28 protein-coding genes are annotated in these 26,911 nt (G+C 48.0%); 8 read left to right on the top strand and 20 right to left on the bottom strand.

All coding sequences use genetic code 11. The features are described from left to right. From H9I35_RS12315 to H9I35_RS12270, 10 genes are all read right to left on the bottom strand, one after another. On the bottom strand, positions 1–1,086 hold the full coding sequence (locus tag H9I35_RS12315) for an ATP--guanido phosphotransferase (protein WP_187419629.1): 1,086 nt from the start codon (positions 1,084–1,086) through the stop codon (positions 1–3). Further along, the gene (locus H9I35_RS12310) at positions 1,079–1,612 is read right to left on the bottom strand and encodes a UvrB/UvrC motif-containing protein (RefSeq protein ID WP_187419628.1); all 534 of its coding nucleotides are present in this window, start codon (positions 1,610–1,612) and stop codon (positions 1,079–1,081) included. Before H9I35_RS12310 ends, H9I35_RS12315 begins: the two co-directional genes overlap by 8 nt. A 16-nt stretch (positions 1,613–1,628) precedes the next feature. After that, on the bottom strand, positions 1,629–2,960 hold the full coding sequence (locus tag H9I35_RS12305) for an ABC transporter permease (protein WP_187419627.1): 1,332 nt from the start codon (positions 2,958–2,960) through the stop codon (positions 1,629–1,631). Further along, positions 2,957–3,643 (bottom strand): ABC transporter ATP-binding protein, encoded by a 687-nt coding sequence (locus H9I35_RS12300; RefSeq protein WP_016519742.1) that lies wholly within the window; start codon positions 3,641–3,643, stop codon positions 2,957–2,959. The genes H9I35_RS12305 and H9I35_RS12300 overlap by 4 nt, the downstream gene beginning before the upstream one ends. After that, complete coding sequence (locus H9I35_RS12295) at positions 3,636–4,943, bottom strand: ABC transporter permease (protein ID WP_187419626.1); 1,308 nt, start codon at positions 4,941–4,943, stop codon at positions 3,636–3,638. Before H9I35_RS12295 ends, H9I35_RS12300 begins: the two co-directional genes overlap by 8 nt. Continuing rightward, the gene (locus H9I35_RS12290; RefSeq protein WP_187419625.1) at positions 4,927–5,904 is read right to left on the bottom strand and encodes a hypothetical protein; all 978 of its coding nucleotides are present in this window, start codon (positions 5,902–5,904) and stop codon (positions 4,927–4,929) included. The genes H9I35_RS12295 and H9I35_RS12290 overlap by 17 nt, the downstream gene beginning before the upstream one ends. A 91-nt stretch (positions 5,905–5,995) precedes the next feature. Further along, positions 5,996–6,874: a signal recognition particle-docking protein FtsY gene (ftsY, locus tag H9I35_RS12285; RefSeq protein WP_187419624.1), complete on the bottom strand. Its 879-nt coding sequence runs from the start codon at positions 6,872–6,874 to the stop codon at positions 5,996–5,998. Between the two features lie 242 nt (positions 6,875–7,116). Continuing rightward, entirely contained in the window at positions 7,117–8,862 is a 1,746-nt protein-coding gene (locus tag H9I35_RS12280) for a coiled-coil domain-containing protein (protein ID WP_187419623.1), read from the bottom strand. Continuing rightward, positions 8,846–9,983, bottom strand: a protein-coding gene (gene prfB, locus H9I35_RS12275; RefSeq protein WP_187419622.1) for a peptide chain release factor 2 whose coding sequence is annotated in 2 segments (ribosomal slippage) — positions 8,846–9,913 and positions 9,915–9,983 — 1,137 coding nt in all. Because the reading frame shifts where the segments join, the coding sequence is not laid out codon by codon here. The genes H9I35_RS12280 and prfB overlap by 17 nt, the downstream gene beginning before the upstream one ends. A gap of 109 nt (positions 9,984–10,092) precedes the next feature. Then, positions 10,093–10,413 (bottom strand): CRISPR-associated endonuclease Cas2, encoded by a 321-nt coding sequence (locus H9I35_RS12270; RefSeq protein ID WP_187419621.1) that lies wholly within the window; start codon positions 10,411–10,413, stop codon positions 10,093–10,095. 87 nt (positions 10,414–10,500) lie between these two features. On the opposite strand from H9I35_RS12270, the gene H9I35_RS12265 reads away from it, so the two are divergent. After that, positions 10,501–11,406, top strand: coding sequence for a tetratricopeptide repeat protein (locus H9I35_RS12265; protein ID WP_187419620.1), 906 nt, complete (start codon positions 10,501–10,503; stop codon positions 11,404–11,406). A 3-nt stretch (positions 11,407–11,409) separates the two neighbouring features. On the opposite strand, the gene H9I35_RS12260 is transcribed toward H9I35_RS12265, so the two are convergent. The 5 genes from H9I35_RS12260 to H9I35_RS12240 are packed head-to-tail and all read right to left on the bottom strand — an operon-like array spanning position 11,410 to position 17,600. After that, complete coding sequence (locus H9I35_RS12260; protein ID WP_187419619.1) at positions 11,410–13,611, bottom strand: tetratricopeptide repeat protein; 2,202 nt, start codon at positions 13,609–13,611, stop codon at positions 11,410–11,412. Beyond that, on the bottom strand, positions 13,601–14,404 hold the full coding sequence (locus H9I35_RS12255) for a hemolysin family protein (protein ID WP_016519733.1): 804 nt from the start codon (positions 14,402–14,404) through the stop codon (positions 13,601–13,603). Before H9I35_RS12255 ends, H9I35_RS12260 begins: the two co-directional genes overlap by 11 nt. A gap of 47 nt (positions 14,405–14,451) precedes the next feature. Further along, complete coding sequence (gene ybeY, locus H9I35_RS12250; protein ID WP_187419618.1) at positions 14,452–14,940, bottom strand: rRNA maturation RNase YbeY; 489 nt, start codon at positions 14,938–14,940, stop codon at positions 14,452–14,454. Next, a complete protein-coding gene (locus tag H9I35_RS12245; RefSeq protein ID WP_187419617.1) occupies positions 14,933–16,675 on the bottom strand; it encodes an HD family phosphohydrolase in 1,743 nt (580 codons plus the stop codon). The genes ybeY and H9I35_RS12245 overlap by 8 nt, the downstream gene beginning before the upstream one ends. Further along, positions 16,662–17,600 carry a PhoH family protein gene (locus H9I35_RS12240; protein WP_187419616.1) on the bottom strand — a complete coding sequence of 313 codons (939 nt, stop codon included), beginning with the start codon at positions 17,598–17,600 and terminating at the stop codon, positions 16,662–16,664. Before H9I35_RS12240 ends, H9I35_RS12245 begins: the two co-directional genes overlap by 14 nt. Before the next feature lie 73 nt (positions 17,601–17,673). Between H9I35_RS12240 and H9I35_RS12235 the strand changes: the two genes are divergently transcribed. Next, positions 17,674–18,129, top strand: a complete 456-nt coding sequence (locus tag H9I35_RS12235; RefSeq protein ID WP_187419615.1) for a hypothetical protein — start codon at positions 17,674–17,676, stop codon at positions 18,127–18,129. A gap of 210 nt (positions 18,130–18,339) precedes the next feature. Then, positions 18,340–19,275, top strand: a complete 936-nt coding sequence (locus tag H9I35_RS12230) for an alpha/beta hydrolase (RefSeq protein WP_187419614.1) — start codon at positions 18,340–18,342, stop codon at positions 19,273–19,275. 93 nt (positions 19,276–19,368) lie between these two features. Here the strand turns inward: H9I35_RS12230 and H9I35_RS12225 are convergent, their stop codons facing one another. The 3 genes from H9I35_RS12225 to H9I35_RS12215 form a co-directional block, all read right to left on the bottom strand. Continuing rightward, on the bottom strand, positions 19,369–20,016 hold the full coding sequence (locus H9I35_RS12225; RefSeq protein WP_187419613.1) for a DUF421 domain-containing protein: 648 nt from the start codon (positions 20,014–20,016) through the stop codon (positions 19,369–19,371). A 74-nt stretch (positions 20,017–20,090) separates the two neighbouring features. Next, a complete protein-coding gene (locus H9I35_RS12220; protein ID WP_187419612.1) occupies positions 20,091–20,690 on the bottom strand; it encodes a hypothetical protein in 600 nt (199 codons plus the stop codon). Between the two features lie 29 nt (positions 20,691–20,719). Further along, positions 20,720–21,577: an SIR2 family NAD-dependent protein deacylase gene (locus tag H9I35_RS12215; protein WP_187419611.1), complete on the bottom strand. Its 858-nt coding sequence runs from the start codon at positions 21,575–21,577 to the stop codon at positions 20,720–20,722. 166 nt (positions 21,578–21,743) lie between these two features. Between H9I35_RS12215 and H9I35_RS12210 the strand changes: the two genes are divergently transcribed. Then, positions 21,744–22,001, top strand: coding sequence for a hypothetical protein (locus H9I35_RS12210; RefSeq protein WP_187419610.1), 258 nt, complete (start codon positions 21,744–21,746; stop codon positions 21,999–22,001). 282 nt (positions 22,002–22,283) lie between these two features. Continuing rightward, on the top strand, positions 22,284–22,649 hold the full coding sequence (locus H9I35_RS12205) for a TIGR02328 family protein (protein ID WP_187419609.1): 366 nt from the start codon (positions 22,284–22,286) through the stop codon (positions 22,647–22,649). Between the two features lie 225 nt (positions 22,650–22,874). Here the strand turns inward: H9I35_RS12205 and H9I35_RS12200 are convergent, their stop codons facing one another. Continuing rightward, complete coding sequence (locus tag H9I35_RS12200) at positions 22,875–23,546, bottom strand: methyltransferase family protein (protein WP_187419608.1); 672 nt, start codon at positions 23,544–23,546, stop codon at positions 22,875–22,877. 86 nt (positions 23,547–23,632) lie between these two features. Further along, positions 23,633–25,129, bottom strand: a complete 1,497-nt coding sequence (locus tag H9I35_RS12195) for a carboxylesterase family protein (protein WP_187419607.1) — start codon at positions 25,127–25,129, stop codon at positions 23,633–23,635. Between the two features lie 241 nt (positions 25,130–25,370). Between H9I35_RS12195 and H9I35_RS12190 the strand changes: the two genes are divergently transcribed. The 3 genes from H9I35_RS12190 (at position 25,371) to H9I35_RS12180 (ending at position 26,859) form a co-directional block, all read left to right on the top strand. Beyond that, positions 25,371–25,823: a YbgA family protein gene (locus H9I35_RS12190; protein ID WP_187419606.1), complete on the top strand. Its 453-nt coding sequence runs from the start codon at positions 25,371–25,373 to the stop codon at positions 25,821–25,823. Continuing rightward, positions 25,759–26,145, top strand: coding sequence for a TIGR02328 family protein (locus H9I35_RS12185; RefSeq protein ID WP_187419605.1), 387 nt, complete (start codon positions 25,759–25,761; stop codon positions 26,143–26,145). The genes H9I35_RS12190 and H9I35_RS12185 overlap by 65 nt, the downstream gene beginning before the upstream one ends. Before the next feature lie 276 nt (positions 26,146–26,421). Then, on the top strand, positions 26,422–26,859 hold the full coding sequence (locus tag H9I35_RS12180; RefSeq protein ID WP_187419604.1) for a GNAT family N-acetyltransferase: 438 nt from the start codon (positions 26,422–26,424) through the stop codon (positions 26,857–26,859). The last annotated feature ends 52 nt before the right edge of the window (positions 26,860–26,911 follow it).

Genomic DNA, 26,911 nt, shown 5'->3' with positions numbered 1-26,911 from the left:
TTATAAATTGAATTGCACGGCTTCAAAGGTTTCCTGCACGATGAGCGCACGCAGCCGTTCAATTTTCAAGCGCACATCGTTTTGAATATCGGCTTCAAACGAAAAGTTTCCGTTTTTCAGCAAAAACTCAAGATGCCCGTCCTGCACGCGGTAGAGCAGCCCGCAAAGTACTTTATCGTCGACTCCTTTTAAAATACCAGAATCGAGTCCCCATTTTACGGCGGAAACGATCGAAACGCTTTGTCTGAGCGAAAGAAGCGCGCTGAACTTAGCTTCGGCGAAAGCGCGCAGTATAAGATTGCGCATCTCCGTAGGTTTATTTTCGGCACATCGCCTTCGAAACTTGCGTTCTGCTTCGGCAAGATATTTCCCTGCGCTTTCAACACTCGCCGTTTGATCGAATTCGCTGCCGGAAAGCGACGACGAAGTCGCAATATCGTAATACGCGCCGAGCGATGCCCCGTAACCGTCGCCCGAACCGTACACCGAAAACACGTCGAGCCCCTTTGCTCTGACGCCGTTGAGAACGGCATCCGCTTCACCCGAAAATACGAGCGAAGGCAAGTGGACGCGGATCGAAACTTTCATACCGCTTCCCGCATCGGAAAGGATCGACGTGAGATAGCCGAATTCGTAGGAAGCGGCGAACTGCAGCGTTTTTTGCATACCGTCGTCGCAAAAGCGGCACTCGTCGAATGCGCCTGCGCAATTCAAACCCGGCTCAAAAGACGCGATGCGCACGTGGTCGGTGCTGTTGACGCGGCACGAAAGGCGGCCGTCGCCTTTCATGACAATGCCCGAAGCTCCGCTTCCGTCGAGCACGCCTCGTTCTTCCAAAATCTTTTTTCCGAGAGCGTCGAGCGCTTCCGTATTTACGACGTGATAATCGTCGGGATTTTCAAAATGAGAAAACGAATCGAACACAAGCGTCCGTACGCGCTCGGCTTCATCCTTTTTTGCGGCCGACGGAAATAAAAAATCGGCAAGGTTTCGGGCAAGGCGCACACGAGTCGAAACGACGACATCGCCGTCGATTCCCGCGCAGGAATACCAGGGTATGCCCGAAAGAGAATCCGCACTAGACATCGTCCGATCCCTTCCCTCCCGAACCGTCGGCAACCGCCCTTTTTTCGAGAGCGCGAAGGTAATCACGGTAAATCGCCGCTTTTTCGTAATCTTCGTTTTGTATCGACTGTTCGAGTTTCGCTTTTAAATCGATGCGGTCGGTCAGGTGCGAGCGGAAAGTCGCGATTCGTCTCGGCATCGAACCGGTATAGGTTCCGGTAATGCCGTGCTTTGCCATGACTTCAGGCAGTTCCGCCTTAAAGATTTCATAGCACTCGGGGCATCCGACTTTGCCTGTTTTTTTTATAGCGGCAAAACTCGTAGCGCATGCAGGACAAAGCCTGCCCGCTTCCATCGTATCGGCCGCTTCCGTTTTTTCGACGGCATCGAAAAGCGAACGGATCGATTTTTGAATATGATCGGGATCCGGGGAGAGTCCGTTTTTTACGGCACACTCCATACAGATATGGATTTTTTTTTGAGACGTTTTCGTTGTCTGTTCGATAAAGAACACCGCTTCACGTTTGCGGCAAAAATCACACAACATAGCGCATTTTACTATATCACACTTTGCGCAATGTTTCGAGCGGCTTTTCATGCCCCGCTTTGTATGCCGGTATGACCGACGCCGCAAGAGCCAAAAGCACCGTCGAAATGACGATAATCGCAGTATCGCGGAACGGAATGACGACGGGTATTTCCGGAAGATAATACTCGGGATCAAGAAGAGCGATATGCGCAAAAGAATGAATATCGTACCCCTTTATAATATACAAAAATTCCGCCGCTGCGTTTACGATTTTTTCCAAAAAAACGATAATACGATTTACGTTTACCGCGCACGCAAGCCCTATGGGAAGACCGATGAGCACGCCTCCGAAACCGGCCGCCGTTCCCGCAGTGAGAAATGCGAGCGCAATACCGTGTGCGCTTCCGCCGAGACTTTTTATAACGGCAATTTCGCGCCGCTTTTCGGCAACGAGCATGACAAGCGATGAGGAAATATTGACCGACGCAACGAGTACGATGAGCAGCATGATAAAAACGAGCATGACTTTCGTCGACGCGAAATTTTCATACTTGTCCAGATTGAGTTCATCCCATCGATAAAAATCGGCATCGAAGGGAAACGCATCGCGCAGCGAATTTTGAACGCGCACAAGTTCGGGAGAAAACGCATTTTCGGTTTCGACAAGTACCGAATACTCGCCCGTTCCCGCTCTGATGATATCGAAGCCCGTATCGAGAGGCACAAAGAGCCACGCCGCATCAAGTTCCCGATACCCCGAAGAGACGACTGCCGCGACGGAAAGCAAAGCCGCTTTGGGCAGCACCGTTCCCCTTTCGTTTACGGAAGCGCTTATCAGGCGGAACGTATCGCCCGAACGCAGCCCCAGACGACGAGCCGTTTCCTCTCCGATAACGGCGGCTTTTGTTCCCCTTTTAAAACCACCGATATCACCGTCCGTGACGCGGAAAAACGAGGCAAAAGATTTGTTTTCCGTAAAGATTTCCGGAAGGACGGCGCGCACTTGCACGCCTATACGAAACGAAGATGAAGCGGCAAGGGCTGCGGCTCCGGCTTCGGGATACGCGTTCGTAACGCCTTTTACCGTTTTGAGGCGGGATGCGAAATCTTCGAGTGAAGCGGCATCCGAAACGGCAGGTATAGCTTTTTCGAGAACCGCTTCGATGTGGGAACTTGAAAGGCCGATGATACGTTCCGTCATACCTTGAATCATGCCGTTCGAAACGGCAAGCACGACGATGAGCGGTACGAGACTTATGCCTATGCACAAAAGAGAACCCGAAAGGCTTTGGCGGGCAGCCGATCTTTTAGCGGATTTCGGAAAGAGAATACGGCATGCCAATAAAAGGGAACTTTTTACCGTCATGACCGATCCGCCGCCGCAAGTTTTCCGCCGGCAATAGAATATCGCACCGATCCCTTTGCGGCAAGGTTTTGATCGTGCGTTACCATGATGAGCGTTTTACCGTATCTGTCGGCAATCGAAAAAAGCATATCGCCGACGATTTCGGCGTTCACGGGATCGAGGTTTCCCGTCGGTTCGTCGGCAAGGATGAGATGCGGATCGTTGATAAGAGAGCGCGCAACCGCCGCCCTTTGCCGTTCGCCGCCCGACAGCTCCGACGGCAGATGATGCAGGCGGTCTTGCAGACCGACATCTTCGAGCAAACGCTCGGCACGGCTCATCGCTTCTTTTTTTGAAAGGCCGGCCATATAGGCAGGAAGATAGACGTTTTCAAGCGCGGTAAAATCTTTTAACAAATAATGAAACTGAAATACGAATCCGAGAAAATGCGAGCGGTACTCGGCCTGATCGTCTTCGTCGAGAGAAGTGAGATCCCATCCGCCTGCGCGCACGATACCCGACGTCGCGGAATCGATCCCGCCGATGATATTGAGCAGCGTGCTTTTGCCGCAGCCGCTTTCGCCGGTGATAACGGTTTTACTGCCCTCTTCGACCGAAAGATCGAGCGCTTTTAAAACGGTAAGCGTTTCACCCGATGAAACATAGGTTTTTTCAAGATTTTCAATATGAACGATTTCACTCATCGTGAAGCACCTCCGCAACCGTCATTTTCAAAACGTCCCTGCTTGCAGCGTAGGAAGCGGCAAGAGGAGAAGCGATACCGAACAGAGCGATCATAAAAACTTCAAGCGGAAAGATACGCGCGGGAACGGACGCATAAAGCATAAACATCGGATTTTCGCGGACAAAGAACGCGTTTTCGGGTGAAAATAAAAGAGTAAAAAAATACTGCGTCCAATACATCGCTCCCGATGCGAAGGAAAATACGCTTCCGATATTCACGCAGAGCGCCAGTCCCAAAAGCACGCCGCCTACAGCGCCGGCACAGCCGGTAAAAAATCCGCGCACGATAAAAATCGATTTCACTTCGCCGCTTTTTCCGCCGAGCGCCGCCAAAATCGAAATTTCGCTTCTTCGTTCGTACACGAGGCGACGCATACCGCTGTAGATATTGATCGCAACAACGACAAAAATCAACAGCACGAGGATCATGAGCATATTTTTTTCCACTCGGAGTACGCCGAAAAACGATCTGTTGTACTGTCTCCATGACACAACCGAAAGCTGCGGAAACAATTTATTAATTTTTCCGATGGTGTGCGCATCGGACGATTCGTGCCGCAGTTTCAAACCGTACGCTTTTTCCGCACTTCGTCCGAAATTCTTTTTCCCCGATTCGAGATTGATAAACGCATACGATGCATTGATATCGGCATACCCCGAGTGAAAAATGCCCGAAACGCGGAACCGCCGCTCACGAGAGAGAAGCGCGACATCGCTTCCGCCCGAAAGCGCAAGAAGCGTCACTTCGCTTCCCGTCCGCGCACCGAGAGAATCCGCAAGGGACGAACCGAGCACGATTTCGTCTTCGTCTTCGATCGAAAAGCTGCCGGAAACCATGAGCACTTCCCGCGCAAACCCCTCATCCCTTTCCGCGATATCGTGAGGCAGTGCACGGATGAGAGCCGCCGCCTGTCCGCCCGAAGGACCGACCGTAAAACTCTGCGCTTCGTAAAAAGGATTTACCGAAACGATATCTTTTTCGCTTTTGCACCACGACACAAAGCTTTTTTCCGTATCGTCCGTTATGCCGCGTACTTGAATGTGATACGATGAAATTTCCATGATCGCATCTTTGAATTCCATTTGAAAGCCGTTCATAACGCTCATGACTACGATGAGCGTCATAATGCCGAAACAGATTCCGAGAGAAGCGAAAAACGACGTAACGGCGGATCGCCCTTTTCTGTCCACGCGGGAAAAGCGCCTCGACACGAAGGCAATCCAGCGGAAACGGAATATATTATTAATTTTTCGTATCATATTTTTTTGTCCGCAGTACGCGGTCTCCGTTTTTTATCGTTTCGCGAATTTTTTCCCCTGCGGCATACTCCGAAATCACGGTATATCCCTCATCGAAATAGAGCGTCGTTACGTATGTATCGTTTTGCGCATATATCGTTTTTATGCGGAGCTTTCCGTCTTCATAAAAACAATAATTCGGATTTTCTCCGCCCGCGGCATAGTCGTATGTTTTTTTTTGCACGCGGATTGCCGAAAGCCGTGTTTTTTTTTCATCGGCGTATTCCCAGCGCGATTTTTCTTCTTCGATGATTTTATTTCCGTCCGTATAGCGCCGAGTCATCTTCGTGTCGGGGATTCGCGCGCCGCTCTCATCGACAAAAAATTCCGCAAATAAAATCGCTCTTCCCTCATCGTCATAGAGTGTTTCCGATCGGCGGCCTTCACTTTCCGCGGCCGAAGATGAGGGATATGTTCTGTCGGCATTATAATAAAACGTTTCGCTGCTTTCACGCACGCTTTCTTTCGCAGTCGAAGCGATCTTCCATACATCGCGCCTGACAAGGCGCATAAGAGCGTCGTAGGTTTTCCGCACCGCTTTTTCTCCGGAAGCGTTTACGGTAACGCTCTCACCGTTTATATCCGAAAGCGTAAAGCGCTCCGCATCGAAGGCAAAGGCTTTAAGCTTTCCTTCGGCATCGCGCGAAAACCTGTCGATCGTATGGCTTTCCGAACCGTCCGCATCCGGCGATTTTGCCTCTGCCGTCTGCGCTGTATCCGGCGATTTTGCGTCATCAGCCTGAACGTCTCTCCTCGTCTCCGCCCTTCCGGTTTTTCCTTCATCCTTTTCACTCGATGCTTTTTCACCCGAAGCGCTTCCGTCTTCCGCTGGGGAGAGTCCTTTCCCGTCTTCTTTTTTTTCGGCCGCAAAATTTTCTTTTACCGAAGCATCCGCCGTGCTGCCGTTTTTTTCGGCCGGCAAAGCGGATTTCCGCTCGGCGCTTCCCGCACCGAAGGATCGGCCGGCACAAAGGAGACAGCACAGAACAAATGCGGCACAAAACGGTTTCACGTCAATCCAGTCCTAAAAATTCTTTTACATAGCGTTCGGCATTGAACGGAGCGATGTCCTCGTATTTTTCTCCGGTACACACAAAGGCGACCGGAAGACCGAGCTCTTTGCCGACGGAAACGGCGACGCCGCCCTTTGCCGTCGAATCGTATTTTGTCAAAACAAGCGCGTCGACGGAAACGGCTTCTCCGAAAACTTCCGCCTGACGAAACGCGTTTTGTCCCGTCGTCGCATCCACCACGAGAATACGCTTATAACAATTTTCATCCGCCTTTTGAAGACAGGTGCGGTCGATCTTTCCGAGTTCGCGCACGAGATTTTCTTTATTGTGCAGGCGGCCTGCAGTATCGGCAAGGACGAGACCCCCGCCCTTTGCACGGACGGCATCTGCCGCATCGAAGACGACGGCGGCGGGATCCGATCCGTGCTGGTGGCTTACGACGCGCACGCCGAGATTTTTCCCGTGCAGAGCGAGCTGTTCGATCGCGGCGGCGCGGAAAGTATCGGCTGAAGCGAGAACCACTTCGCCCGAAATCGCATCTTTAAACGCGTTCGCAAGCTTTGCGCTCGTCGTCGTTTTTCCGACGCCGTTTACGCCGAGAAGCATCCACACATTCGTTTTACCGGGAACGGGGGCAAGAGAAATCTCTTTGACGCAGCGCAAGAGAATCGCTTCGAGTTCGTACATGATTTCGTCTTTTCCGTGTGCATGATTTTTTTGACACGAAACTCTCAGCTCATCCGCAATTTCGACCGCCGCCTTTGTACCGACATCTCCCTCGATGAGCGCATCGGTCAAATCGTCGAACAACTCTTCATCCTCTTTATCGCACCCTCCGAATAAATCACGCATCCGCTGCGCAAAAGAAATCTTTGCCATAATATCTCCCATAAAAACTTTTGCAGAAAGTTGCAACTTTCGAAAAAGTTTTTAGCCGTGCGCAAACGCGCACACGCTCAATAATCGAGTTTGCAAACCAAACTCGAAATAAGAACGCTGCGATTTCGAGCAATGCGCAGAAATCGCAAGTGTCTCTTATAAAAGAAAAACGCTTTGGCGTTTTTTATCTCCAGACTTTAGCGTCGGCGATATTTCAGACGGCGCTTTTTATCGTATCTCCGTTATCTTCCGATCGAAATCGACGCGGTATCTCCCGCATCGTCAATTTTGCCGTCTTTTACGGCACGGGCGGGAAGTACTTTGTCCGCGGCAATAAAATACCGCACGAGTTCGTATATAAACCACGCACCGCATCCGACCGATACGCCGACGCAAGCTTGAGAAGCGGTTTGCCATCCTTTTACGTTTCCGATATCGATATAGCCTTTTGCATACGCGGCGTTTTGCGCATAAAAATTGCCGTAGGTATAAAATGTCGCCAAAAGAGATGTGATGAGCACGCTGTACGACGTATACAGCCAGCGCCGCCTCGTATCGATATATTTGCTTCGGTCAAAAGGCTCGGCGCGGAAAGCAAGCGAAGCGTTTTCTTTGAGCATCCGATACGCGATATAAAACGGAGCTGCCGATCCGTCTTCCGTGATAAACTGACCGAGTACAGGTTCGTTATTGATTGTCAATTTCAGAGGAAGATTTTCTTCGTCCGTTTTACCCGCTTCCGCTCCGTTTGCAAAGAGCGTCCCGACGATCGGCTTTTTTAAACGGATAAAAAGCGATGAAGGATTATCAGGCATGAGTTCGGCGGAAATCGAAAAACTTCTCGCGCCCCGAAACGCATAGGATGTGCCCGCCTGTTTAAAACCGGGGGCGGAAAACAAAACGGAATGCACCCCCGCCTGCACGACAAGGCGGTCGGGGATTTCCCGATACACGATATCGTCGACGCTGATCGTAATGTGTTCGGCCGCTTCCGGCGGCGAAACCGTAAAAAGCAATTCCACGGGCATGCCGTTCGTTATTTCGGGCGTAAGGCGCCTGGCAATACGCACGGCAAGGGAGCGAATGTCGGACAAACTTCCGACATCGGTTACGGTACCGATAACTTTCGCGCCCGGATACACGATGAGCGACACGCTTACGGAAACATAGCCTCCGTAAGAAGTCATCATACCGGTTAAAAGCGCGTTGATCTTTGCGGCGACAACGGCGTTTTCGAATGAGCGGCTTTCATACCCCGTTTTTTTCGCATCTTCTCCCGCATCGAAGAGTACGGAAAAATCGTCTTTATACAAACTCACGCGCTCGCGCGCAGGCGCTTCATCCTCATCGCGCCGAAATAAATTAATAAACCGCTCTCTGTCGCTGCGCTCCGCATCGGATCTTTTTTCTTCCACGACCGCGCCCGCTTCGATGTTTTCCTTTCGCCGCTTTTCTCGTTCCATATCGGGAGCGGCTTTTTCGCGTTGTCTTTCCTCTTCGATAAGATTTTCTTCGATTTTTATTTTCAATTCCGCAATCTTTTTATCCGCCTCGCGCAATTTCCCTGTAAGCTGCTTTTCGGAGTAATTGCCGAGCATGAGAGAATCCCGAACTTGCACTTCCCGCGAAAGCTGCAAAAAGAGATCCGTCCTGTTTTTTGAAAGCGCATATTCGCTTCGATCGAGCCGCTCTTCCGCAGTCGGCACGCGCTCGAGGTTTTCCGCAAGCTGTTCGAGTATAAGAGAAGGAACGGTGCGGGAAGCCGCATCGTCGGACGGAGAGACTTCTTTTTTATTTGCAAATATAAATTTTTCGGCTCCGATAATCCAATCGGGACGTGCGGACGTATCGGCGGCGGGCACAATCGAAATCAGACAGAAAAGATGAATAAAGCCGCAGAAAAAAAATTTAGCGCTTGAACGGCGAAACGGTCGGAAAAATTCGATTTTCAGAAAATTCGAAATCAAATATTTACACTTCTTCGTCATCGTCTCCGCCGCCCTCCATCGGAAGACCTTTCCACCGGGCAATGAGAAACGCGTCCATAAACTGATCGATGTCGCCGTCCATAACCGCTTGGATATTGCCGGACTCGCACTTCGTACGGTGATCTTTGACCATCGTGTACGGCTGGAACACATAGGATCGAATTTGATTGCCCCATGATATGTCTTTTTTTTCGCCGCTGTATTTCGAATTTTCTTTTTCTCTTTGTTCGCGGTAATATTCATACAGACGCGAGCGCAGAATATTCATCGCAATTTCGCGGTTCATGAGCTGACTGCGTTCGCTTTGACATGCGACGACGATGCCCGTCGGAATATGCGTAAAGCGCACTGCCGATTCGGTTTTATTGACGTGCTGTCCTCCCTTGCCGCCCGCGCGGTACGTATCTACGCGGAGATCTTCCGGCCGGATATTCACTTCGATCGTATCGTCGAGAACGGGATACACGTACACCGAAGAAAAAGACGTATGCCTTCTCGCGTTCGCGTCAAAGGGACTGATACGCACAAGCCGATGGATTCCCGCTTCGCATTTCAAATAACCGTACGCATAATCGCCGGAAATCTGCATCGTAACGGATTTCAATCCGCCTTCCGCTTCTTCCTGATCGACGATTTCGATTTTAAATCCGTGCCGCTCCGCCCACCTCGTATACATACGGCTCAGCATAAAAGTCCAATCTTCAGCTTCCGTTCCGCCGGCTCCCGCATGGATCGAAAGAAAGGCATCGTTCGGATCGACTTCGCCTGAAAGCAAATTCAAGATGTTGAGCTTTTCGAATTCGGATTTCGCCTCTTCGTACATCTGCTCAACTTCCGCTTCTTCATCCGCACCGCCGCTTTCTTCGGCAAGCTCGAACATCGCTTCCAAATCGTCCTGTTTTTTCAATAAAGCGCGCCACGGCTCGACGCGGCTTTTCAAGCGTTTGATTTCGTTCATGACGACGCCGGCTTTTTCGCTGTCGTCCCAAAAGCCCGGAGATGCGGTGAACGCTTCTTTTTCGGCGATCTTTTTATCTATACTCGCAGCGTCAAAGACGCCCCCAAACGTTCATAATATCTTCGCGAAGAGCGGAAACGGGCATTTTTAAATCTTCTATCATATAGACACTCCAAAATTAATAATCGTATTTCATAGCAACAAGCGGCACTATTCAAACGCAACAACCGGTACGCCGATTGATACCATATCGCTTTTTGAAATTGCAATTTTCAAAAGTTTTCCGCAGACGTATTCGTACCGTTTTCATTTTCCGCATCGTCCGCTTTCAAAACACATCTCCGCCATTTTTTACGATGGAGTTCGGTTATGGAAAACATACCGCGCACGGGATACTGATACATGCGCACCGTATCATAGTAATTCGTCACGCGATCGATTTCACGCTTGAGCTGCGAAAGCTGCAAAACACCGACGTCGGCGCTTTCCCAGCATGCGCGCTGCACTTTGTGAAATCCGTAATGAGCGAGTACCGAAGCGAGCGACTGAGCCGTATCGACTCCGCCCGGATCGAGAACAACCGACACGAACATATCGCATAAGCATAAAAGAAAGAGCGAATTATGTCAAACGGAGCGCAAAGAATTGATTTTCGCGCCGTTTCGCGCTATCATAATACCATGAAGTTCTTTCGACCGCTTGTCATCACGGCAGTCTTTATATCCGTATCTTTCGCCGCTTTTGCATCGGAGCGCCCCATCGTCACCGGTATAAAAGCCGAAGCCGGGTCGGCAAAGCGCATTTCCGTTACATGGACACCGCCTGAAAATCCCGAACCCGCCGTCACTTCTCTCGCCGTATTTCGAACGGAAGAACCGGCCGCCTCTTTTCCGCAGATAGCGTCCCTCGAACCCGTTGCGGAGCTTATAAAAGACAGTGCGTCGTTTACCGACAGCGTTTCCGATTATAAAGATTATTATTACACCGTCGTCGCAGTTACGGAAAAAGGACGCTACGATATCGTCATTCCCTCGGTAAACGCAACGGTAAACGGCGTGCATGCTCGGATTCCCCGAAAAAACGCCGCAAAGGATACGAGCGCATCAGCACGGGAAAAACTCTACCCCGAAGGCGTTTTGCGTGAAACGCCGCTTCCATACATCGATTTAATCGAAAGCGTAAACGAAAACAAACGGACGGCTATGAGCAAAAATGCGCTTATGCAGGCACGGCTCCTCGCCGGTTCCGCGGAAACCGCACACTCGCCGCTTTTGCCCTATGTATTCGAAGAAGATTTGATTTCGCCGGACGGAGGCGACGATTACCTTTTGTTCGACGTTTTGAAAACGACGTTTATCAAACGGAAATACAAGGATGCCGAAACCGAACTTTTGCGTCTGCTTGCAACAAACAGGAACGAAGCGGTTACGTCCCGAGCGCGGTTTTATTTGGGCGAATCGTATTATTTCAGCGGAAACTACGCCGATGCGGTCAACGCGTTTTTATACGTAATCGGCGACTACCCCGCCCTCGCAAAAAAATGGATCGATTCGTCCCTTGACTTCATGCAGCTGCCGGAAAATTAATAATCAATAAATGCTGCGGATGATATCGACGAGTGCGGGATTCCGCCGTTCGCCCAAATCGTTCGCGGAAATCGCTTTCGGCTTTTCCGAAACAGCCCCCGCGCGGGCGGCTGGGGCGTTATCGACAACGCGGGATGCGTTTCCCGCTTTGCTTTCCGCAGCTTTATCCGGCATTGAAACAAGGACAACTTCATCGCCCGTATTTACCCGATCGTAAAATCCGCTCTTTACGAACTCGCCTTCCGACACTTCTTCTCCCGCTTCGGTAATCGTAAGCGTGCCGAGCGCGTCCCTGTCGGCGTATGTCAATCCGATATTCGAATCCGCCGTTTTGAGCGCACCCTTCGGCACGACGGCGAACACCGCGCCTTTTTGCAGCAGTTCCGATCGTCCGATATCGATTAATAAATTCGTCCCGCTTCTGTCGAGAATTTTTCCTCGAACGGGCAAATTTGAAAGAACTGCGGAACGGAACCTGCGCAGCACGTTCGTATAGCGCCCGCTTCCGGTACCGTAAAAGGACATACTGCGGACTGCCGACCCCGTACGGCCGGAATACATCGTCGCATCGAGAACGATGTCGCGTTCGCCTTCGTCGAGCGAAAGCATGATAAAATAATCTTCGCCCGCACTTTGCGCTTTTCGGTACGCTTCTCCGAAGCCCGAAACGGGAGCCGTTCGTGCGCGCACGAAAGTGACGGAAACGCCCGAAAACATATCGGCGGCGAACCGGGCGGTGATCATCGGAGAATCCGCGTGAACGAAGCGCGCGGTATTTTGCGCATAGTACAAGCCGATGCGCCAGCGTATTTTATCGAGGTAAAAAGGTTCGACGTTCCACCGCTTTGCAAGCGAATCCTGTAAAAGCGAATCGTAAGCTTCGACGGTGTCGTCCAAGCGCCTTTCGCTCGTACGGCGCGCTTCCGAAGAAACGCTTGAAAGCGGATCTCGGTTATCCTGTACGAATTTAAGCTGTTCGAGACAGAGTTCGTGCAAACCGTTTATGTCGAGCATTTCGGCAAAGGCTCTGCGCGCCGCGGTGTCCGTCGGGTTTACTTTCAGCGCCCGCTGGTATTCGTAGCTTGCACCCGTGCCGTCGAAGCGCTTCATACATTCTCCAGCATTTTTTATATGCCACTTCGACCATTCCTTTCTCCGCGCATCTTCGATCGGAACGGTTTTATTGACCTCGAGTTCGAGAGCCGCGCGCATCACTTCATCGAAGGGATCGACCGAAAGCCCCGTCGTCCACGTTGCGATCGCAGCCGCCGTATTTCCCTCGCGGTACTGGGAGAGACCTTTTAAATACCACGCGCCGCCCGCGTTCCGCGATCTCGCTATTCGGAAATCCGAAACGTCGATGGCATCGGCGTATTTTTTTTCCGAATACAATATAGAAGCGAGCAGTTCATAGGCTTTGTCGTAACGGCCGTTTATTTCAACCGCCGTGCGAGCCGCCCGCTCGGCAGCAGAAAGATTGCCCTGCATGGCGGCAAGCTTTGCGTTCATATAGTGCACTTCCGCTTCGCCCGAATGATAGCGCAGCGCCTGCGACATATAGCGGGAGGCGGCGGCTGCATTATCCCGCTCGGCCGAAACGAAGGCGAGACTTAAAAGCGCTTTGCGGTTCGACGGATCACGCTCGAGAGCTTCGGCGTATTTTCCTTCGGCAGCGGAAATTCTCCCGCTGAAAAGATCGAGTTCCGCCATACCGAATCTCGCGTTGACGTCGTTCGGATACTGCGCCAATATTTTTTCGAATATGAGCCGAGCTTCCGAAAGATTTCCGAGCGCGATGCGGCACATGCCCCGAAGATTTTGTACGGCCGTGCTGTTCCGCGCATATTTTTCGGCGGACGAAAGATAGCCGAGCGATGTGTCGTATTGGCCGAGCTGATACGCGCACTCGGCAAGGCGGAACCAAGCATCCGCATAAGCGGGATTTATGCGTACGGCTTCCAAAAAAAGTTCCGTCGCTTCGTACCACTCTTCCCCGTTCTGCCGTTCGACACCGCGCGAATAAAATTCTGCAGCCGTCGAAGGAGAAGCAAAAAGCGGAATCGCCAAAAGGAGAACGCACAGCGCACAGAAAACGGCTTTTCGTTTTTTTTGAACAGCCGGATCGATGACGGACTGCGTCGATATGTGAAAACGGAAAAAGCGGTTTTTATCCGCATTCCGCTCATCTGTCATATTATTTGTCATCCTCGTTTTCATCCCCGCTTTTCCGTATCACCTTTATCATATTGATACGGTGACCTTCCATATCCTGTACGATAAAATCGAATCCGCCCCACGACGCCTTTTCGTATTTTACCGGAATCTTTCCGAGCAAATCGAATACAAAGCCGCCGAGCGTATCGAAGTCTTCCGTCGGAAACTCCGCACCGATCGTTTCGTTCAAATCGTCCAAATCTATGCGCGCATCGCACAGCCAAATATTGTTTCCGAGCGTGATGATATCTTCCCGCTCGTTGTCGAACTCGTCCTGAATGTCGCCGACGATCTCTTCGATGATATCTTCCATCGTAACGATGCCGGAAATGCCGCCGTACTCGTCGATCGCGATTGCGATGTGCAGGTGCCGCCGTTTAAACTCGCGAAGGAGCGAATCGATACGCTTCGATTCGGGAATAAAATACGCTTTGCGGAGGATCTTTTCGAGATCGACCGTTTCGTGAGAAGCGAAAATGTGAATCAGATCTTTGACGTAGAGTATGCCGACGACATTGTCGATGGATTCGCTGTAGACCGGAATGCGCGAGTGACCGCTTTTGGCGATCTTTTCCATGAGCTCGTCGAGTTCGGTATCGACGGAAATAAAATCGACGTCGATGCGCGGGATCATCACTTCCTTTACCGTCGTATGCGACAGATCTTCGATACCGCGTATCATGCTCCGTTTTTCTTCGTTGATAATTTCCTGCTGTTCGGGACTGACCGCTTCCGCATCGGAAGCGGCTTCTTCCTTTTTGCGTCCTAAACCGAATAATCCCATATACCACCTTACCGAATTTTCAAAGTTCCCGCTAAAAACCGAAGTTTTCAGGAGTCCCCGATTATTTTTTCGCCGCACAATTTTGCAAGCGTCTGTTCCTGAATGACGAGCATATCACATTCGGGAGCTTTACCCGCTTCGATATGCTCTTCTCCGTGATCGTATCCGTTTAAATGCAAAAGACCGTGCACGATAAGACGCTTGAACTCCGAATCTTCATCCGTTTCGAACGCGGCCGCATTTTTCGAAAGCGTGTCGAGACTGATCGCAATGTCGCCCGCGCACTTCCACTCCGTACCCTCTTCGTCTATATATGAAGTTCCGTTTTCAAACGAAAGCACGTCCGTCGCCCCTTCGATGCCGCGGTACGTTTTGTTGAGAAACGCCATATACGCATCGTCGCACAGCAAAATCGAAATCTCCTCTCCGGAAAAACCGAGCGCATCGAGCGCCTTTTGCGTAAAAGGCGCAACGTTTTCAAACCACGAAGGAAACGCAAGATTTTCGGAAACGGAAACGGCGATCCTGTCAGCCATTCGATTTTCCCGCATCCGATTTTTTATCGTTCTGTTTTTTTTCGTCCTTTTTATCGCCGGTTTTGTCGTCACTCTTTTTATCGGAAGCTTTATTTTCTTTTCGGTCTTCGTCGGGATTCTTTTGATTCGGATATTCGATCCTGTTGTGATAGTAGCCCGCAAGCAGCTGAACGAAAGCGCCCTTTATCTTTGCCATATCGCGGAAAGTCAAATCGCAGTTGTCGAGCTGCCCGTGTTCGACTTTGGCGTTGAACAACATTTGAATGAATTTATCGAGGCGCGATGCGGACGGGTTTTCAAGCGTGCGGCATGCGGCTTCGACGGTATCGGCAAGCATGACGACGGCGCTTTCGCGGCTCGTCGGAGGAGTACCCGTGTAACGGAATTCTTCGGGACTTACGTTGGGATCCTTTTCTTTTGCCGCGTTGTAAAAATACGAAATAACGCTGTTTCCGTGATGTTCGGCGATGATGTCGATGACCTGCCGGGGCAAGTGCATTTGGTGCGCTTTTTCTACGCCGCGTTTTACATGGCTTTTGATAACGGCGACCGACAGAGAAGGATTGATATCGTCGTGTTTATTCGTTCCCGTTTGGTTTTCGACGAAATATTCGCTTTGATCCATTTTACCGATATCGTGATAATATGCGCCGACGCGGGCGACAAGCGAGTTTGCGCCGATTTCGCGGCACGCACTTTCGGCAAGCTGCGCAACCATGAGCGAATGCGTATAGGTACCGCTCGCGCTGAGCATGAGGCGCCGCATCGTCGGATTGTTGAGATCGCTTAAATCCATGAGACGGAACACCGATGCGGTATTCAAAAGCAATTCAAGCGGCGTCAAAAAACCGAGTGCGAGAATGCCGGAAATAAATCCGTTGAACGCGGCGCCTGCGAGTGCGGCCGGCATCCTCTGAAAGCTTTCGTTATCGATAACGATGAGTACGATCATGCATACGATATTGACAAGGGCAAGCAAAAGAGATGCGACCACCATATCGATCCGCCGCTCGATCCGCCGTACGATATTCGTCGCGGCAAAACACGAAAGAATCGTAAACAAAAACGGAATAAGCGCCCAGTCGGCGGCATTGTACACGCCGAATGCGGCGACGGCGCAAAACAAAACCGAAGAAAGCTGGCCGTATAGGATGGAGACGAGCAGCGTACAAAACGCCGACGGTATGATCACTGGAAGCATGTACGGAGACGAAAAAGTACCCGTCTTTCGGCCGAAAGCGGCGGCCGCATATACGAAAAGAAAAAAGACGACTTGCAGTACCCATTCGTTTAAAAATATTTTTCTGCCGAACGGAAGAAAGGCGAAAAGCAAAAACCACACGACGCCGAGAATAAGCAAAAACAGTTCGTTATTGAAAAATTTGCGATAATCGAAATACGCGGGCGATTCGGCGAGCTTTCGGAGCTTATCGTAATTTTCCCGTTCGATTGCGAATCCTTTGCGTATGATCCGCTCCCCCTTTTGAACGGTAAGCGGATTGTCGTATGTCGCACCGATGTCGCGGGGAGCGATTATATCGCGGTCGGCGATCTGTCCCAATTCGAAATCGTCAAGCGAAAACGACGCTATCGTTTGGCTCGTCGCAATATTCAAAAAATTGACAGCCGATACGGCGATATAACCCGCCGCAATCAAAAGAATAAGGTGCCAGTGCTTTTTAATATATCCGCCGAATACCGATACGGTACGGCGGTTATTATTATTTTTTTTCATCTTCATACGCCTTTACTATTTTTTTTACGAGCGGAGAGCGGATCACATCGTCCGCCGTCAGCTTCATCGTTGCAATTTCCGGAATCGATTTTAATAATTCGAGCGCGTGGACGAGTCCGCTTTCCGTGCGGCGCGGCAGATCGATCTGCGTGATGTCGCCGGTGATAAAAACTTTCGCGTTTTCGCCCATGCGCGTCAAAAACATTTTCATCTGTTCGCGCGTCGTATTTTGCGCTTCATCGAGGATAACCACGCTCCCGTCGAGAGTCCGCCCGCGCATATACGCAAGCGGCGCCGTTTCGACGGCACCCGATTCGACGAGACGCCTCACAGTTTCCCGCGGCACGAGGGATTCCACAGCGTCGTAAAACGGCCGCAGGTAGGGATTGAGCTTTTGCTCCAAATCGCCGGGAAGATAACCGAGACTTTCCCCCGCTTCAATGACAGGGCGCGTTACGATGAGTTTCGATTTGTTATGCGAAAGGAGCATTTTCAGCGCTTCGGCGACCGCGAGAAAGGTTTTGCCGCTGCCGGCAGCTCCGGTACAGATGACCATATCGAACGAGCGGAGCATATCGATATAGCGCGCTTGATTGTCCGAACGCGGATAGATTTTCCGAAAAGCTCCGGGAATCGAAATTGCGCAGCGTGAAAGAACGGCGTGCGTCTTCGTATTTAAAACGGATGTGATGATGTTTTTACCGTCTTCGTCGCCGCTTTCTATTTCGTCGATAATCCGATCGATGATAAAACGGAATTTTTCGCGAACGGCCGGATCCTCTTCATCTACGGAAAGCTCGTTCCCCCGCGTAAATATCGGCACACCCAAATGCTCTTCGATGAGTTTCAAATTGCTGTCGTTCGTACCGCAGACGCAGGACAAAACATCGGCGTCAGGCACGACTATCGTATAAGCGCTGTCCACAAACCTCCGGCACCCGCACTCCGATCATAGGGTAAATATTACGGTATAAAATTATAAAGGCAGAGGATAATTTATGCAAGAGCGAAAAAATCCGAGCAATGCGCGACTTGCAACGAGCGCGAAGCGCGAAGTTCCCCGCGCAGGATTTTTTCGCGTATTCTATAAAAGAAAAACGCGTCAAGCGTTTTTCAACTCCAGACTTCATCAACCAAATCCAAGCAGTGGTCGTTCGCGGTACATCCGTGCACCGCTCACTACCGTATTTTTGCTACGCAAAAATACGCGTCTGTTTTGCGAAGATGCGACACGGCGTCCGTGCCGTGCATTGAAGGAGTTCTCCGCGCGACTTGCAACGAGCGCGAAGCGCGAAGTTCCCCGCGCAGGAATTATGCGCGTCTCCTATGAAAGAAAAACGCCGCAGGCGTTTTTCGCCTTTCGACTTCATCAAGCGATTTCGAGCAATGCGCAGGATTATGCGCGTCTCCTATCACACGGAGCAACGCAAGCGTTACACCGTGTGTCCTCATAAGGAATTGCAGTCGGCTTTCATATCTTTTATTGCATCTGAAAGGATATGAAAGCCTCCGCACGGATAAAAGAAAAACACCGCAGACGTTTTTCGCCTTTCGACTTACCGGAGCAAATCCGAACCGCGGAAATTATTGAGCAAAAAACCGCATTGCGCTATACTGAGTTAGTCAAAACTAATTAACGGAAAATTCGGCAAGGAGCTTTCGATATGGCAAGCATTCGATATACGCTTACGAAATTCTTATTTAAAAGCCTTGTGCGCCCGATGATGAAAAAGGCCGCTTCCGATCCTGAAAAATTTCTTAAAGAACAGTATAAGGAGCAGCAAAAAAAGAAATTACCGCTTTCGGAATTACATAAAAAATACGACTTCGATGAAAAAACGGCCGGAGGAATTTCGTATTATACCGTTCACAGCCGGAACAAAAAAAGCGGCGGTGCGGGTGCACAAAAAAAGCTCGTGCTGTACTTTTTCGGCGGCGGCTTTGTGATGTCCGGTGATGCCGGCGATTTCGATTTTGCACAGGATATGGCCGATCAAACGGGAGCCGACGTGTGGATTGTGTGGTACAAGCTTTTTCCTAAAACGACGGGGAAAGAACTTATCGAATCGATTATCGGCGTTTATAAAGAAGCGCTCGCTTCATACGAGGCGAAAGACATCGCCTTTTTCGGCCTGTCGTCCGGCGGCTCTTTGTGCCTTGACATTTGCACGTACATTACCGAGCAAAAACTCGGCCTTCCGCTTCCGGGCAAACTCATTCCGTTTTCGGCTACGATCCAAATGCCGCCGACAACCGCACAGCTTGACGATATGAAGCGCATCGCAAAAAAAGATGCGATGTTTACCGCAGAATACGTCGAAGCCGCATCAAAGATGATGTCGCTGTGCGGAGCGCTCGGTTTTTTGGGGAATTCCGTTTCATACAGCTGGAAAGGTTTTCCGCGCATCGCGGCCTTTTACGGAACGGACGAAATCTATTATGCCGAACTCGATGCCTTTAAACAAAAATGTGAAACTGACGGCGTTGCGCTTGAAATTCATATCGGAAAAGGCATGATGCACACGTGGGCCGCCGCGGCCTGGCTTCCCGAAGCGAAAGAAACGCGCAAGATTATTTACGCATATATAAAAGAAAACTGAAAATCAGGGCAATGAACCGCTTCGAATATTGCGGCAAAAACCGTCGGCACCGAATAACTAATCGCGCTCGCAATGCCCGTGTTTTTTCATCGTTTATTTGTCTTGTTTGGACTGATATGCTGTCAGCCTCAACTTGCCGTCCACATATTCTCCCAAAAATATATCGCCGTATTTATTTAATCCCTGCTTTTTAATTTCTTCAATCAGCCATTCTTCATCCTTGCCTATCACGTCTAAAATATCCGCTTGCAGCTGCCCGTCCGTTATCAGTGGAAATTTCGGATTTTCTTCTCCCGGAAGTATAATGATCAATTGACCGTTTTGCTCCACGACCGCTCGTTTTACATCTTTTGTTGAATAAACGTTTTTTGTTCGAAGTTTAAAAGCTATATCATGAGCGGATAAACCCGCCTTTTCACAATTCTCAATATTGATTTTACCGTCATCGATAATTATTAATGCTTTTCCGTCTATAACCTGTTTCGCTTTTACATTATGCGTTTTGATCCATTTCAAAGTCAATATAAGCACACACCAAATACATAAAACACCTATATAATCCAATAATCGAATATTATTATTATAAATCACGCCGCCGATAATACCGCCGAGCACGTAATTTTGCACTTGATCACTGGTAGATGAAGGTGCCAAATTTCCTTTTCCCGAAATATTTATTATCATTATCAAAGCAAAAAAACCGATTAATAATTTTATTGCCACTAAAACAAATCCGTTCATAAATTTCTCCATAAAAACTTTTGCAGAAAATATCAATTATAAAAGAAAATCTGAAATTCGCGCACGGGAATTTCTTAAGTATATTCCGCGCCGTATTCGCGCGCAACTTTTTTGTACGCATACAGCATATACGCGCCGTAAATCATCGTCGCACATGCCCCGCCGATCCCCGCCACCGCGTACACTTCAGGCCATGTCATTGTTGTCGTAAAAGCAAGATATGCTGCGAGCAGCGAAAAGACAATCGGAACAGGCGCGATAAAATAGTCGATTTTTCTATTCATGATTTTTCCGAGCGGAATAAAGTGCAAGCCGATAATAAGGGTTACGGCAGGGAAAATCAATTTTACAAGATGAACGGCTGCGAGCGTTACGGCAAAAACCGTCAGCGCCGAATAACTAATCGCGCTTACAATGCCCATATTTTTTGCAATCTTTTTTCCCGCTTCGGACGGCACCGCTTTAAAACGTTTTGCGTGTTTGATGTTTTTTATACTTGCAAAAACGATGTACGCGCCGTATGCGACGGTCAGCGCAAACAAAACCCTGCCGACAGCGCCCCATACAAAGCAAAACCAAACGGAATAGAACAAAGTGAAAACCGCCATCATAATTCCGTAGGGCGCAATGTTTTGCGCGATCTCACCGAATTCCTGTTTCGTTTCGGTACCCATTTTTTCCTCCGAACCGCACTGTATCACAATCACCGCATCTTTTCCAGCACGCCCAGCACGCTTGCAATATTGCCGTCTATGCATATCGAGCGCTCGCGGATTTCGTCGGGACAGAGCGCTTCGCTGTAATTGATGCACGCGTAAAGCGAACGCGGGTTGTCGGCGCACATGCGCCAAAACGGATATTTGATAATGCCGGGCGTATTCGAACCGACGCCCAATTCCAAAAAGAGGATTTTTTCGTTTTTATGCGCCGCGATAAAATTGCCGTAGCGTTCGGAAGCTCGGTGCCAGCCCTCGTCTTCCACGAATGTTGAATCGCTTCGAAGGTTCATCGACATCGGTTTTCCGCATCTCGGACAGTACGGAATCAAATCGGACGGAATACGCATGTCTTTTTGCGTTTCAACCATTTTGCGGACGGCCGCTTCGTTGTCGTAGGTTTTGTCGTGGCAGGGAACGGAACACTGCCATAAGCCGTAGTCGCCCTGCGTGTAAAAGAGCCGCGTCTTATCAAAGCCCGCTTTTTGAAAGCAGTGATCGACATTCGTCGTCAGCACAAAATAATTTTTACCGTCCGCAAGCTTGCGCAGATTTTCGTAGACCGGTTTCGGCGCGTCGGTATAGCGGTTTATCATAATGTAGCGGCTCCAGTACGCCCAAAATTCTTCGAGCGTTTTAAACGGATAAAAACCGCCCGTATACATATCGGTAAAACCGTACTTTGCGCGGAAATCCGAAAAATATTTTTCAAAGCGCTCGCCCGAATAGGTGAAGCCTGCGGAAGTTGAAAGTCCCGCGCCCGCTCCGATGAGCACCGTATCCGCTTTCGAAAGCGCTTCGTTCAGCCGCTCAAGGAGCGGCAAAAATTCATTTGCAAATTCCATAATCTTTTCCTGAATCTTTTTCTATAAAAATTTAACGAGCCGGTATGCTGTTTTTTCACCTTTTCTTTTTTATATTTTGCAGTCGGCCTGTTAAAATGAATATCCATGGAACTTCTCCGTACTTCTCATACAAAAATAGCACAAAAAAACTACTCTGTACTACGGTATGTATTTTAGCGATGTATTGTGCGGTGTTATCAACGACGGTAACCTCAAAGCTCATGCACTAAGTATAGCGGAATTTTTTTTCTCCGGCAATTCAGCGACTTTTGAAAATATACGGCGCATACGCTACGCAGCATCATTACAAGTGTGCCTGATTCAGGGCTTCAGCATGAAAATCTATATTCCCCAAAAAATAACCGTTACCGTGAAAAAAATCGGCTGCACTCCCGGCAGCAGCCCTGCCGTTCGCCGCGACTGACCGTAATCGGAATCGGACTGCGCAAAATTTCTACGAAATTTTGCTTGCCATCGGTCAGAGCGGCTCGGCGGCATTGCCGCTGCCTCGCGTTCCGCCTTTTTTATTTTATATTATACCATTTTTATGTGTATACAATTTTTCATGCTGAAGCCCTGGTGCCTGATTATCTAACGATTGACAGTTTGCCGCACGTTATGAGAAAATCGAATGGGTTAAAAGAGTATCGGAAACTTTGGACAGCACAAGAGTACTTTGCTCTAAGTTATATATTGAGAGACTTGAATGAGACTGTGGCATCAAGATATGATCAGCGAACTTCCGCGCCAACAGCTGTTGGGACAACATAGGGAGTGTTGTGCCTTGCGCGGAAACGGCTGGGGCAGGCAGCATGCAACTGTCAATTATGTTTTCCGTTATTCACCCTATCTGCTTTATTGTTATCACCGGCTCATTATGGCAGAGATGAATCGGCGAGGCTACAGGGTCAGTCCCGAGTGGTTGGACAAAGACTATCGCGGCAGGAGATGTCCGGCATATAATAATTTAGAGGTCATCGAAGTACTCAACCCCATATATACCGAACATGATGATTGCTATTATCGCGAGTGTCTCAAGAATTTGGAAACCAAGGGAATTCATTTGGATTAATATTGTGGGGATCCGCTATAAAAAGAAAGTCATTGTTTGTCATTTTTTTTCCGGAGGTTTCCCTCACTGCGTTCGGGCCGCTGCGTCCGCTGTTCCGCTTTCGCTCCATTCCTCCGCTTCGTTTGTTTTTCAGCGACATTTTTTATACAAAATCATTCAGTCTATTTACATACAGGACAATATATTCGATTTTTCCTAACAAGCTCCGTACGGTAAAATCAGTACTCACCACACATACGGAATGATTTTGTATTTTACCTTCTTTTTATATTCGGTGTATCCGTCTAAATCTTTTTCAAGCACTGCTTCTTCGTTTATAATTCTTTTTGCAATAATGACAGGATATGCAAGAAAAACGACAAAAGAGATAAGAGAACCCAGTACCAAAGGCATCGACAGAAATAAAAAAATCGTTATGGTATACATAGGATGGCGAACAATCCCATACAATCCGGTATCAACGACCTTTTGCCCCTTTTGGACTTCAACCGTTCGTGATAAGTAGGCATTCTCCTTTAATACTTCCGCATAAAGCATATATGAAAGCAGAAATATAGCGGTACCTGTCCATGACAACCAATCGGGTGCTATTATCCATCCGAAGCGGAAATTCAATCCGGCTAAAACAAATCCCAAAAGAAACATTGCGGCACTTAAGTTTATCACCAGACGTTGTTCCGCTTGCGATTCTTTTGTATTCAAGCGTTTTTTGAGCAAGTCCGGATTTTTCAACAGTAATACAATTCCTGCGAAGAGCATCGGAATAAATAATATCCCCATCAACAACCATGCTTTCCAATAATGAAAAGTTCCTGCAGGCAAAAACAATAAAATTCCTATGGCCACCACGCCGAGAGAAAACTTTAACAGTGCTTTAAAGCATAAATCTTTTTCCATACAACCTCTTTTATATTCCCCTTCGCTCAGTTCTTTATGAGCTGTATAATTTTTTCACAATGCCTTTCTGTTATTTTTACGGAAACTTATCTACGGTTCTGTATATATTCTTTTCTGAGCTTATCGGCAATACCGCTCTTTTGAATATGGTGAATAAGATTTGCATGCGGAAACGGTATGGTTTTGATATCTTTATCATATTCTGTAATTTTTCCGGTTTCATTAAAAAGCGGACGCCCTTCTATCTTGCCGAACTTAATAAACTGTATCCAGTCCTTTTGAATTGCAATAACGGCAGCCTTATTTTCATCGGTAATGTGTATATTCATGTTATCTATGGTGCCGAAGAAAAATGCAAGTTCCGCCCCATGATATGAGCCGCGAAGTCCATTATATAGATTAGGAATATAATTCATTCTATATCCGTATACGGGAGCTTTTTCTCCGATTTTTTCCATGAGGAACAGTGCACTTGAGTGAAATACAAGCAACTCCATGATTTGAATTTGTAAGTCTACGATTCCGTTCGCTTCCGGTTTTAGTTCGGATTCAAGAGAATCTGCAAATTCTCCGTATTTTTTCAACAGAAATTCTTTTAAATGTTCTTTGTTCTTTGTAATTCCAAGGGCTTTGTAGTACATCGGTAATTCAATCATGGAAAATTCATCTTTATTTGACCCTATCAGTACCGGCATACAAGGGAATGATCCTCGTTCCAACAGATTCATCGGGTGCTCTGTAAAAAACTTGCCGTCAATGATATCATTTTGACCTCCTTTTAGTTTCATCAATTTTTTAGCCGACAATTTTTTCAGGTCTTCAAGTCCGTTTAAATGATTTTTTGACAGCATTTTTTCATATTCATTTTTTGCGAAATCATATTCAGACAGTATCGGGACATTTCCCGCACAAAGCATGAGTTTATGAAACAGTTTATTACTCAGCGGATTTAAATAATGATACAGGGCTGCGACTGCGCCTCCGCAATGCCCCATAAGTGTAATGTTTGTATTATCTCCGCCGAATGAGTTGATATTATTATGAATCCAAGTTAAAGCTGCTTGCTGATCAAGGTAGGAAAGCGACCCTCTTACTTCTCCTTTTTCAAAAACAGGCATATAGCCGAAGTTTCCTATTCGATAAGTAATTGTAACCGCTACAATACCTTGCTCGGCAATATGTGCCATTGTGTATATCGGAACCGTTCCCGATCCTTCTCCTCCGCCGTGTAAAAATACAAGCACCGGTTTCTTTTCCGTAAAATTGTCAGGCGCCCATATGTTTACTACAAATGCATTTTCCGTTTGGGTATCTTTTAACGGTTGAAATTCCGGACGCAGCATATGATGTTTCATTAAAATATTTAAAAACAGCGGATATTTTCTCTGCGGAAAGCATACTGTCTCCGTCCGGTTAATTACTGTTTCCGGTGTATAGTCTTTTTTATTAAGAATTTTTGCATATTCAAATCTTTTTCCTTGTGCATAGGGGACGCTCAATATAGAATACACTGTTCTGCCTTCTTCCGTTTTTCCGACTATATCCGCATATACTCTGCCGATTTCTGTCTGTACTGTTTTCATTTTATATCTCCGTTATGCAAATTTTTATCTCTTATTATTTATAAATAGCATATCGTTTTTAAGATACATTTTCTATCAGTCGGCAGATCAACGTCGGATTGCCTATATTCTCACTACTTATATTTTTTTGTATAATCGCAAAGTGTCAATTAAAAGAGATTTTTAGGAGTTTCCGAATAAGTGATAGGGCATCTCTAAAACCTGACCTTGGGCGAATTTGTTCGAGATTTAAAGAAACGATATGAGAGAATCAAATCAATTAAAAGAATGTCAGAAACTTTGGGCAGCACATAAGTATCTCGTTCTCAGCAAGTCCGGCACTATTTATAACGAGATTCGCGAGTATTTAAAGCGGGAGAATGCACAAGTGCGGCATGTGTTGACTCTCATTGATCAGGCGCGCACTTTACCGGAGAATCGAGGACAAGTCTGCAACGCGTTTCAGCATATCTGGGGATATTTTAAGAAGCAGGCTACTCGAGATGAAAAGGCGGAGTTTATGTATTGTTTGGAGCAATATCGCAGCGGTCAGGCGGAACAGGAAATTTTGTTGGGCGCTGTTCGCAAGCTCTTTGCAGTCTACCCTAATAACTATTTGCAGCAATCGTATCTATTATTCGGAGAACAAGATGAGACTGTGGCATCAAGATATGATCAGCGAACTCCCGCGTCAACAACTGTTGGGACAACATAGGGAGTGTTGTGCCTTGCGCGGAAACGGCTGGGGCAGACAGCATGCAACTGTCAATTATGTTTTTCGTTATTCACCCTATCTGCTTTATTGTTATCACCGGCTCATTATGGCAGAGATGAATCGGCGAGGCTACAGGGTCAGTCCCGAGTGGTTGGACAAAGACTATCGCGGCAGAAAATGTCCGGCATATAATAATTTAGCGGTCATCGACGTACTCAACCCCATATATACCGAACATGATGATCGCTATTATCGTGACTGTCTCAAAAATTTGGAAACCAAGGGAATTCATTTGGATTACTATTGTGGGGCTCCGCTATAAAAAGAAAGTCATTGTTTGTCATTTTTTTCTCCGGAGGTTTCCCTCACTGCGTTCGGGCCGCTGCGTCCGCTGTTCCGCTTTCGCTCCATTCCTCCGCTTCGTTCCGGAACGCCTTCGGCGCAGCTCCCATCGCTAACCCTTTTAATATCTTTTTTGCCCTCGCAGCAACAAAGCTCTTCAAACAAGAGTCTACCGAATCAATCTTCTAAATATGGATAGCGCTCAATACTTGTGATATAATGCGACCGGCTGAAAATCGGCTGCGGGGTTGTGATTATGGTAAGAGAAGCGGTTAAAGAAGATTTATATGAATTATTGAACCTATATCTGTTTTTACACGAAAAAGATATTCCGGAAAATTCAAGCTGCTTGGAAAATACATGGAAAACAATTATTGAAGATAAGAATCATCATATCATCGTCAATGAAATAAACGGTAAAATACTGTCGTCCTGTGTTTGTGTGATCATTCCGAATTTGACGAGGGATGTGCGCCCGTATGCGTTTATTGAAAATGTCGTTACAAATGAAGAATATCGCGGAAAAGGATACGCAACGGAATGTCTCAATTATGCAAAGGAGATAGCGATTAAAAATAATTGCTATAAGATGATGCTTTTAACGGGTACAAAAAAAGAAAGCACATTGAATTTCTATAAAAATGCCGGGTACAACAGCGAGGACAAAACGGCATTCATACAGTGGCTTGAGTAAGATAAACTGTAATTCGTATAAATCGGTAAAATCGAAATCCGAGGAGATGATT

It is taken from the genome of Treponema sp. Marseille-Q4132 (assembly GCF_014334835.1).
In the GTDB taxonomy this organism is placed as follows: domain Bacteria; phylum Spirochaetota; class Spirochaetia; order Treponematales; family Treponemataceae; genus Treponema_D; species Treponema_D paredis.
The sequence above is the reverse complement of the archived record's forward strand: the minus strand, read 5'-3'. Positions and strand labels throughout refer to the sequence as shown.

Coding starts and splice junctions, on each gene's coding strand:
- H9I35_RS12315 (WP_187419629.1), bottom strand. CDS start 1,086: ATGTCTAGTGCGGATTCTCTTTCGGGCATACCCTGGTATTCCTGCGCG.
- H9I35_RS12310 (WP_187419628.1), bottom strand. CDS start 1,612: ATGTTGTGTGATTTTTGCCGCAAACGTGAAGCGGTGTTCTTTATCGAA.
- H9I35_RS12305 (WP_187419627.1), bottom strand. CDS start 2,960: ATGACGGTAAAAAGTTCCCTTTTATTGGCATGCCGTATTCTCTTTCCG.
- H9I35_RS12300 (WP_016519742.1), bottom strand. CDS start 3,643: ATGAGTGAAATCGTTCATATTGAAAATCTTGAAAAAACCTATGTTTCA.
- H9I35_RS12295 (WP_187419626.1), bottom strand. CDS start 4,943: ATGATACGAAAAATTAATAATATATTCCGTTTCCGCTGGATTGCCTTC.
- ftsY (WP_187419624.1), bottom strand. CDS start 6,874: ATGGCAAAGATTTCTTTTGCGCAGCGGATGCGTGATTTATTCGGAGGG.
- H9I35_RS12280 (WP_187419623.1), bottom strand. CDS start 8,862: ATGACGAAGAAGTGTAAATATTTGATTTCGAATTTTCTGAAAATCGAA.
- H9I35_RS12270 (WP_187419621.1), bottom strand. CDS start 10,413: ATGTTCGTGTCGGTTGTTCTCGATCCGGGCGGAGTCGATACGGCTCAG.
- H9I35_RS12265 (WP_187419620.1), top strand. CDS start 10,501: ATGAAGTTCTTTCGACCGCTTGTCATCACGGCAGTCTTTATATCCGTA.
- H9I35_RS12260 (WP_187419619.1), bottom strand. CDS start 13,611: ATGACAAATAATATGACAGATGAGCGGAATGCGGATAAAAACCGCTTT.
- H9I35_RS12255 (WP_016519733.1), bottom strand. CDS start 14,404: ATGGGATTATTCGGTTTAGGACGCAAAAAGGAAGAAGCCGCTTCCGAT.
- ybeY (WP_187419618.1), bottom strand. CDS start 14,940: ATGGCTGACAGGATCGCCGTTTCCGTTTCCGAAAATCTTGCGTTTCCT.
- H9I35_RS12245 (WP_187419617.1), bottom strand. CDS start 16,675: ATGAAAAAAAATAATAATAACCGCCGTACCGTATCGGTATTCGGCGGA.
- H9I35_RS12235 (WP_187419615.1), top strand. CDS start 17,674: ATGCAAGAGCGAAAAAATCCGAGCAATGCGCGACTTGCAACGAGCGCG.
- H9I35_RS12230 (WP_187419614.1), top strand. CDS start 18,340: ATGGCAAGCATTCGATATACGCTTACGAAATTCTTATTTAAAAGCCTT.
- H9I35_RS12225 (WP_187419613.1), bottom strand. CDS start 20,016: ATGAACGGATTTGTTTTAGTGGCAATAAAATTATTAATCGGTTTTTTT.
- H9I35_RS12220 (WP_187419612.1), bottom strand. CDS start 20,690: ATGGGTACCGAAACGAAACAGGAATTCGGTGAGATCGCGCAAAACATT.
- H9I35_RS12215 (WP_187419611.1), bottom strand. CDS start 21,577: ATGGAATTTGCAAATGAATTTTTGCCGCTCCTTGAGCGGCTGAACGAA.
- H9I35_RS12210 (WP_187419610.1), top strand. CDS start 21,744: ATGTATTTTAGCGATGTATTGTGCGGTGTTATCAACGACGGTAACCTC.
- H9I35_RS12205 (WP_187419609.1), top strand. CDS start 22,284: ATGAGACTGTGGCATCAAGATATGATCAGCGAACTTCCGCGCCAACAG.
- H9I35_RS12200 (WP_187419608.1), bottom strand. CDS start 23,546: ATGGAAAAAGATTTATGCTTTAAAGCACTGTTAAAGTTTTCTCTCGGC.
- H9I35_RS12195 (WP_187419607.1), bottom strand. CDS start 25,129: ATGAAAACAGTACAGACAGAAATCGGCAGAGTATATGCGGATATAGTC.
- H9I35_RS12190 (WP_187419606.1), top strand. CDS start 25,371: ATGAGAGAATCAAATCAATTAAAAGAATGTCAGAAACTTTGGGCAGCA.
- H9I35_RS12185 (WP_187419605.1), top strand. CDS start 25,759: ATGAGACTGTGGCATCAAGATATGATCAGCGAACTCCCGCGTCAACAA.
- H9I35_RS12180 (WP_187419604.1), top strand. CDS start 26,422: ATGGTAAGAGAAGCGGTTAAAGAAGATTTATATGAATTATTGAACCTA.